The organism is Pseudomonas sp. FW305-E2 (assembly GCF_058782925.1).
Map to the genome: position 1 here is coordinate 1 of NZ_JBYSYE010000086.1, position 8,344 is coordinate 8,344.

Genomic DNA, 8,344 nt, shown 5'->3' on the forward strand with positions numbered 1-8,344 from the left:
GTCCAGGTGAGATACGCCTTCGTCGCTGAAGAACGGGCTCAGTTCCCGGTGCGTCTGTTGTGCCGGGTAATGGGTGTTTCGGTTTCAGGATTTTACGACTATCAGCACCGCCAGGGGCGCCCGGATCCGGATGCGCAGATCCGCATCGATCTGCACAAGGCTTATGCGGCTAGCCGCAAGACCTACGGTCGACCGCGGCTGGTCGAGGCGCTACGGCAACAGGCCCACGCTGTAGGCCATAAGCGCATTGACCGGCTGATGCATGAAGAGCACATACAGGGCCGATCCAAGGGCGGTTTCAGACCGTGCACCACCGACAGTCACCATGCGCTGCCAGTGGCGAACAATTTACTGGATCGCCAGTTCTCCGTTCAAAACCCCGCCCCAGCCTGGGTCAGCGATATCACTTACATCGCTAGGAAAGAGGGCTGGCTTTATCTGGCAGTCGTACTGAGCATCCAGACGCGCCAGGTGCTGGGGTATAGCCTGGCGGATAGGATGCCTGACGACTTGGTCGAGCGCGCTTTTATGAACGCCTGGAACGCATGTTTGGGCGTCTGCGGAGTGATTTTCCATTCCGACCAAGGGCGCCAGTACGCGAGCAGTAAATTTCGTTTCGCTTTAGCCAAGAAGGGCTTCGTGCAGAGCATGAGCCGGAGAGGAAACTGTTGGGATAACGCCGTAGCTGAAAGCTTCTTCGCTACATTGAAGAGAGAGGAAGCCTGCACGGTCTACCCCACCAAGAAACACGCTCACCTGGCGATTGCTAGCTATATCCATGGGTTTTACAACAGCAGTCGGCTGCATTCGGCACTGGGCTATCGTTCACCGAACGAATATGCAAAAGGTTTGAGGCAGTTGGCTCATTAGCCAGCTTCTTGGCGTCCGCTGCCATGGGACAGGCCCAAGGGTACTTTTGCTCAGGCCACTCACCCCAGGAAATCGGCGAGTGATTTCTTGGACGAGAGCGCTCTGGGACCTGTAGACTGACTGCACACGGCCGTCCTTAGATTTGCCCAGCGTGACCTCTAACACCGCGCCGACGAGCATGTTTTGCATACCCTCAGATGCCTCAGAAGGAAGTCCGCAGGCATCAAGCTGTGCAAATAGTTCTTTGTTGAGCGTCGTGAGCGCCGCCATTTCTTCAACATTTGCTGCAAGGCTTTGGCGCATCTTTTCTATCGTACGTTGGGCGGCATCCAGCTCTGCTTGCTGTGCTAGATGCGTGTCCAGCCTGATGCATGCCGAATGATCAACATTCTGCGAAAATAGAAATGCAGGCTTTTCGTCTGGAAAGGTGCGTACAAACCAAATCAAGAGATCGGCTCGCCGAATGGACCAACAGTCACGGTGTCCCTGGTTGTCTGAGGTGATTGGCCGTCCCAGGCAGGTCGCTGGTAGCTCGCCGCAGACGATGGCGTCGTAGATGCATTCAGCATAGACGTGCAGGAAAGGCCATTGCGGAAAATGCTTGAGCAGACTGCCGGGGTGGGAAAGATCGATTCGCAAGATCTCATCTTCGTGCTCGGCGAGGTCGCACCAGAGAATAGCTGCATCGATGGGGTGGTAGGAGCTTCTGAACGGGACCATGGACAGCCTCCTGCTGAATATTTCCTATATTGCTGCCGAACGGTTTGTGTCAAATCTCAGGGGGTGATCTTCGGATCCAATAATTATGAATGTTTCATGATGGAGCGGTTCATCACGGAAAGTTTGGGCGCGACAAGTTTTGACGCACGTCTAGAAGTTGAGCGCTGTTTTTTCGGTATGCATCCTAACTGCTAGGTGCTTGATCTGGCAGAACTATTGTAGATAAAGCTTGTTCGAAACATTGATTAATTCATCTGGCTTAATGGGTGTATTAGTTTCTCTAATTAATTCCTGTCAGGGTACTTCAACGGCCTTATCATCCAGCGCGTTATGGATGTGGTCGGAGGGGGACTATGTGCGAATTGGTCAGTAGCTTCCGACTGGATGTTCACGGAGTGTGCCCGCCGCTAAGCGGCCAAACACAATCGTGTACGCGATTTCTCACCGTGCCCACGGCGCCCCGAACGATCAACGGTCATAGCAGGTCTGCCTTCTCTGTCTTTGTACAGTTTTTCTTACTAATGATTTAAAAAATATCGCTTGCTGATCAGCGCTGCTGCAGGTCATTCTGTACTTGTTGGTAATTGCCGTCTATGGAAATAACTGAATATAGGGTGGTTTTCATTATTCGAATAGATTCGTTGAATTACGCCTTTACAAAGCGATGATGCAAATGATCTTTGACTTTGGTTAAAAAGGCAGTGCAAATTGCACTGTATAGAATAAAAATAAGGAACAGATTATGACTACACCGATTGACTACGGGTCGATGGTTGCGACCGGTCGACAGCCTAACCAAGCGAAACGTGCGACTGTAGCCTCATTCGTCGGTACGGCTCTTGAGTATTATGATCTCTACATTTATGCCACCGCTTCAGCGCTTGTATTCAGCACGGTATTCTTTCCTAGCAGTGGAGCAACTGGCTTGCTCTTGGCGCTCAGCAGCTATGGTGTCGCTTATTTGGCCAGGCCTTTAGGGGGCGTACTTGCTGGCCATTTTGGTGATAGGTTTGGAAGGCGAAAGGTACTGCTAGCGATTTTACTTGTAATGGGCTTCGCAACTTTTGCTATCGGCTGCCTTCCGAGTTACGATTCGATCGGCGTATGGGCTCCTATTCTCCTGGTGCTGTTCCGTATCGCTCAAGGATTATCAGCAGGTGGTGAGCTTGCAAGCTCTTGCTCATTCACAGCTGAACACGCCCCCCAAGGCCATAGAGGATTCTATACCTCAATATCTGCGACTGGCGCCGTGTTCGGCTATCTGCTTGCGACGTTGTCTTTCATGGCAGTAGCAGCTCTTCCCAAAGAAGATATGTTGTCGTGGGGGTGGCGGATTCCATTTCTCTCCAGTTTGATTTTAGTAGTGGTGGGAGTCTTCGTCCGATGGTGGATTAAGGAGCCAGAAATTTTTCTGAAACAGAAAAGTGAGGCTAAGGTATCTCGGCCACCTCTCATCGCAGTGCTTCGAGAGCAGCCAGTAGACTTCCTACGGGTTATAGCAAGCTCCCTTCAAATTGTTCTCAGTGTCATTGTTCCGGTGTACGGTCTAACCTACGCCACCAACGTAGCAGGTATCGCATCCTCAACAATGCTCAATATCGTCGCGGTAAGTTATTTTGCCGCGATGATCTTTTTGCCACTAGGCGGTTTCTTGAGTGATAAAGTAGGCCGTAAGCCTGTCTTGATAGCAGGGAATCTGATAGGTGCGCTCTCGGTATGGCTATACTTCTGGGCTGTTGCTGCGGGTAATGTTCCAATGATTTATTTTGGAATGTTTTTAAGTTTCTCCATAGCGTGGGGCTTAATTAATGGCGTTTATCCAATCTTTTACAGCGAGTTGTTCAGTACTCGTTTTCGTATAACCGGATTCGCAGTAGGTCTTCAAATTGGCTTGATATTGACTGGCTTCTCGCCTTTGATTGCTCAGTTGTTGTCGACGGCGAATGATAATGCGTGGTGGCCAGTTGCTCTTGTGTCCTCCGTCTGTTCAGTTGTCGCTGCGCTTACTATTGGCTCTAGTCGAGAGACGTATAAGTCTTCGCTGAATGGTACATGATTCAGCAGTATTTTCCTTCGGCCGTGGAAGTCAAGGCTTCCACGGATTTTTTGTTTCTTTAATTCGTGTGCCCCGGATTTTGAAGGCCCACAATTGATTCATGGAGTCATGAAGCATCTAGCCTGGTATGCGATCTGGGCTCTGTACGAAATCCCGAGATACCCAATCGTCGCGTCTCCAACGCAGAGTTTATGTAGAGTCACGCGTCATCAACGGAAAGGAATTCTGTGATGGCGAAGCGTTACGAACTCACGGACGAGGCCTGGGATGTGCTCTCCGATCTCTTCATCGAAAACCATGGCCGGGGGCGACCCCGGTTCAGCGACTGACTGATGCTTGATAGCGGGCTATGGCGGCTCTGCTCGGGTGCTGCGTAGCGAGATATGCCAGAGCGCTTTAGCCCATGGTTGACGGTGTATCAACGGTTTCGGGGCTGGCGAACCCAGGGGACATTCGACCAAATACTCAAGCGCTTGCACCTGAGACTGAATGAGCAAGGCTTGATCGATTTGCAAACCTGGATGATCGAACTCAACCGCAGTACGCGCAACCCGAGCCTCATCTGGCTCCGGGGAAAAGGGGGCCTGACGAACCTGCCGATCACGCTCTAGGTCGCAGTCGCGGCGGCCTGACAACCAAAATCCACATGCTCTCCGACGCCAACGGAATACCGTTGCACTTCCTCCTCTCTGGCGGTCAAGCCAGCGATATCAGCTACGCACAATCACTGTCGGACGAGGTCAGCATTCCATCGAGCCAATGTGGCCGCCCGCGCAAGCGCTGTAAATGGCTGCCTGCCGACAAGGGCTACGACGCCGAAGCGCTACCCTGCTGCGACCGGTATCGAATGCAACCCGTCATCCCGCTGCGCTCGATGAAGCGCAAGCCCAAGCCTAGCTTACCTAGACTATTTGACCGGCCCAAATACCGACAGCGCAACACCATCGAACATATGTTTGGCTGGCTGAAAGAGAACCGGCGGATCGTGACACGCTTCGACAAGCTGGCGAAAAGTTATGCCGCCATCGCCTCACTCGCTTGCTCTATGCGGTGTTTTCGACATCTTTTTTCGTACAGAGCCTAGGCTCACAACATTAGCGATGGCTGGGGAACCGAACCTCACGAGCTCTTGTAACGAATTGTCTTGAGGATGGTTGTGTTAGAGGAGCAAAGGTTGATGGGATACTCAGTCTCTTTGGGATTTACCATGAGGATCAAATTTTAGTTGCGGTTTTCTGGTGTTCTGGACGGCCGGAGGGGCGCTGGTTGTGCCGTGCGGGTGCTGGGTATTAGGGGTAGGGAAGAGTAAAGGAAAAAGGAAAGGGAAGAGGAAGGTATACAAACTTTCCGGATCTTGTCTCTCTGTGAAGTTTTGACTTTAACGGGCAGGCGGCTTGAGTCCGGATTTGCATAGACTCAAACCGTTGGTTTTGATTGAAGAGACTGGTAATTCGCCAGTGACAGAATTACATCGAAGTTACCACAGGGGGATGCTGTAAGTGATGATCAAGCGGTTCTCGTCAACGTCGCTATTAAAGTTACTTCTAGTGATCCCGTTTCTCCACGAGAAAGCAACGTCCTTGAAAGGGCCGCTTTGAACTACATAAGTGAGAATCAAGTTTCGTTCCCAAGTTTTACCTTCGCCTTGCCTAATGCGGGTTGCATGATCGCCGATAAAGTATCGGTTCATTAACGTAAGGCCTGGAGCTCCAAGAGCGGCAAAATTGTAGTCGTGCCTGAATTGCCAGGAGTGTTCATTTTGGCCGCCAAAATCACCAAGCTGGGACTGGTTGACCAAGCTGTTATCAGTGCCGTTGACTTGAGCGAATCCTGTGTCACCACTTAGCTGTTGATAAGCGACGCTGAAAATATTGCCGCCGGTTTTATAGCTGAACTGTGCGCCAAACACATCGTTGTCGATGTTGCTATTGCCGTCATCGGTCGATCGAGCGAAACGGATGTCCGTTTTAAAATTCTGTCCGGGCCCTAGCGGTAAAGTGTGTACGACGCTGCCATAATGTTGCTTATAGAGGCCATCCAGCTCACTGTAGAAGTAGCTTGCAGCTAGGTCTGGGGTTAGCTGGTAAGTACCGCCGCCAAGAATAAATTCGTCACTTGCCTTTTGCTGTCCCAGGACAATGTTTCTACCGCCGCTTTGCTTTACAGTCATCTTTTCGTTGTTTGATGAGTCGCGATAGTTTACCCGGTCATACCGAGCGATATCCAAGTTCAGATCTTCGATGTCGCGGGTATTGATCGATGCCCCTCGGAACGTCTGAGGTAGCAAGCGTGTGTCGTTCCGAACCAGTGGAGGAAGGAGTGGCTCTTGCGTACCCACTTTAAGATCAGTTTTTGACCAGCGTGCCTTCGCTAGAAAGCCAGCTTCCGAATACTCATCCCTAGCATGGCTATTTCTGTCGCCTTTGAGTAATCCAGTCCCAAAGTTATCAGGGCTCGAATCCAGCTTGAGCCCCATAAAGCCCATCACGTCCAAGCCAAAACCTACAGGGCCTTCGGTATAGCCGGACTCGGCCCGGAAAAGGAACCCTTGCGCCCACTCTTCGGATTTACTTTGCGGCGCATTTTTGTCACGTAAATCACGGTTCATATAAAAGTTTCGCAAATCCAGTTTGGCTTTGCTGTCTTTTATAATGTCAGCCTCTGCGAGCGTTGCAATGCTCAGGGTGCTAAGGCATACAATAGGGACGAACTTCAGGGAGGTCGGACGCATGGTGACACCTATTTTATTTTTGTTATGAAAAGTGTTCGAGGGGTAGCTCTATGCTTAAGCTACCCCTGCACCGCAGAAACAGATTGCTTTACATGATTTTGTCTACGAGAGCCGCCCCCAGTTCGCGAGTGCTGGCGGTGCCGCCCATGTCACGTGTCAACGAGCGACCATCTTTCAACACGTCTTCCATCGCTTTCAGCAAGCAGTCATGAACTTCCGGATGGCCGAGGTGCTGCATCATCATCGCACCTGCCCAGATGGTTCCCAGGGGGTTGGCGATCCCTTGACCGGCAATGTCTGGTGCAGAGCCGTGAACAGGTTCAAACATCGACGGGTATTGCTTGTCCGGGTTGATATTTGCAGATGGTGCAATTGCAATAGTACCGGTGCAGCCTGGGCCCAGGTCTGACAGGATGTCGCCAAACAGATTAGAGCCTACTACAACGTCGTAATGTTCAGGCATACGAACGAAGTTAGCTGTCAGGATGTCGATGTGGTACTGATCCACATTCACCTGCGGATAGTTCTTAGCCATTTCTGCCACACGCTTATCCCAGTAGGGCATCGAGTGATAGAGGCCATTCGACTTGGTCGCGGATGTCAGATGCATTTTTGGTCGCTGCTGGGCGAGTTCAAAGGCATAGCGCAGAATGCGATCGGTACCCTTACGAGTGAAGAGGCTCTGCTGAGAAACAACCTCGTCTTCGGTGCCTTCATACTGAATGCCGCCGATGGCAGAGTATTCGCCTTCTACGTTTTCACGTACTACGTAAAAATCAATATCACCTGGTTTCTTGCCCGCGAGGGGGCATGGAACGCCTTCAAACAGACGCACGGGGCGAAGGTTCACGTACTGGCAAAACTCTCTGCGGATAGGAAGCAACAGGCCCCAGAGCGAAATGTGATCTGGAACACCAGGGAATCCGACAGCGCCCAGATAAATTGCATCGAATTTTTTGAGTTGCTCCAAGCCATCTTCGGGCATCATGCGTCCGGTCTTGTGGTAGGTTTCACACGACCAATCAAACTCTGTCCATTCAAACTCAACGCCGAATTTTCTGCCGGCTGCTTCCAGTGCAAGGATGCCTTCGGGAATAACCTCTTTACCAATGCCGTCACCAGGGATTACGGCGATTTTAACCTTAGCCATTTTGCTTCTCGCTCACTTAATTGGTTGAAAGTTTCAGTGGTGCACGCAGGCGTAACCCCCGGAGCTTGGGTTAGCTTTCCCGATCTAAGTGCATTTGCTCATTTACTGCTCATGGATCAACGCTCCAAGCCCTGATGCGCAGAGCCTAGAGTGTTAATTGCAGCACTGGTCTTGCGGTGAAGTTAAAGCTCGATATAAACAGTTTTGCTATAGAGGTAGGTGTCGAGATGGGCCGCACTTCCTTTGGCGCCATAGCCACTCATTTTTGTACCGCCAAATCCGACGAGTGGGTCGATATAGCCATAGCAGTTGACCCACATAGTTCCGGTTTTTACTCCGTTTACTACTCGCAGTGCTTTGGATATATCTTGAGTCCAAACGGCTCCACCTAAGCCATAGTCGCTGTCATTCGCGATTGTCAGCGCCTCTTCTTCATCATCAAACGGCAAGATTGAAAGGACAGGCCCAAAAATTTCCTCACGGGCTATGCGCATTTGGTTGTTTACATTCGTGAAAACGGTTGGCTCCACGAAGTATCCACCCTCAAGGTCGCCGCCCAGGCGCTTGCCGCCACAAAGCAGCTCGGCACCTTCGTCTTGACCTATTTTGATGTAGGACATGACGCTATCGAGTTGCCGCTGTGAGATGATTGGCCCCATGTTGGATTGAATGTCCAAGCTGCGCCCAACCCGTAGCGTGTCCATGATCCCCATCAGTCGCTCTGAGAATTCGTCCACCACAGATCGTTGTACCAACACCCTGGTGCCAGCGAAGCAAATCTGCCCTGAGTTAGCGAAAACCCCCATAGCCGCGCCGG

Annotated in this window: 6 protein-coding genes and 1 pseudogene; 3 read left to right on the forward strand and 4 right to left on the reverse strand. The window is 51.3% G+C overall.

Annotated features, from left to right (window positions below; genetic code table 11):
* Positions 1–870: IS3 family transposase (locus tag AC3WLP_RS27700; protein WP_492576392.1), on the forward strand; the 870-nt coding region annotated here is incomplete at its 5' end.
* On the opposite strand, the gene AC3WLP_RS27705 is transcribed toward AC3WLP_RS27700, so the two are convergent.
* The gene (locus AC3WLP_RS27705) at positions 826–1,590 is read right to left on the reverse strand and encodes a hypothetical protein (RefSeq protein WP_256596095.1); all 765 of its coding nucleotides are present in this window, start codon (positions 1,588–1,590) and stop codon (positions 826–828) included. The genes AC3WLP_RS27700 and AC3WLP_RS27705 overlap by 45 nt on opposite strands.
* A gap of 742 nt (positions 1,591–2,332) precedes the next feature.
* On the opposite strand from AC3WLP_RS27705, the gene AC3WLP_RS27710 reads away from it, so the two are divergent.
* Together AC3WLP_RS27710 and AC3WLP_RS27715 are read left to right on the forward strand one after the other, a co-directional pair.
* Positions 2,333–3,646 (forward strand): MFS transporter, encoded by a 1,314-nt coding sequence (locus tag AC3WLP_RS27710; protein WP_088513771.1) that lies wholly within the window; start codon positions 2,333–2,335, stop codon positions 3,644–3,646.
* Between the two features lie 230 nt (positions 3,647–3,876).
* A pseudogene (locus AC3WLP_RS27715) lies at positions 3,877–4,730 on the forward strand (IS5 family transposase).
* A gap of 393 nt (positions 4,731–5,123) precedes the next feature.
* Here AC3WLP_RS27715 and AC3WLP_RS27720 read toward each other — a convergent pair.
* The 3 genes from AC3WLP_RS27720 to AC3WLP_RS27730 all read right to left on the reverse strand — a co-directional run.
* Complete coding sequence (locus AC3WLP_RS27720) at positions 5,124–6,377, reverse strand: OprD family porin (RefSeq protein WP_088513770.1); 1,254 nt, start codon at positions 6,375–6,377, stop codon at positions 5,124–5,126.
* A gap of 88 nt (positions 6,378–6,465) precedes the next feature.
* On the reverse strand, positions 6,466–7,527 hold the full coding sequence (locus AC3WLP_RS27725) for a tartrate dehydrogenase (protein ID WP_088513769.1): 1,062 nt from the start codon (positions 7,525–7,527) through the stop codon (positions 6,466–6,468).
* A gap of 182 nt (positions 7,528–7,709) precedes the next feature.
* Positions 7,710–8,344, reverse strand: a 635-nt coding sequence (locus AC3WLP_RS27730) for an aldehyde dehydrogenase family protein (protein ID WP_146039865.1), incomplete at its 5' end; no start/stop codon positions are given.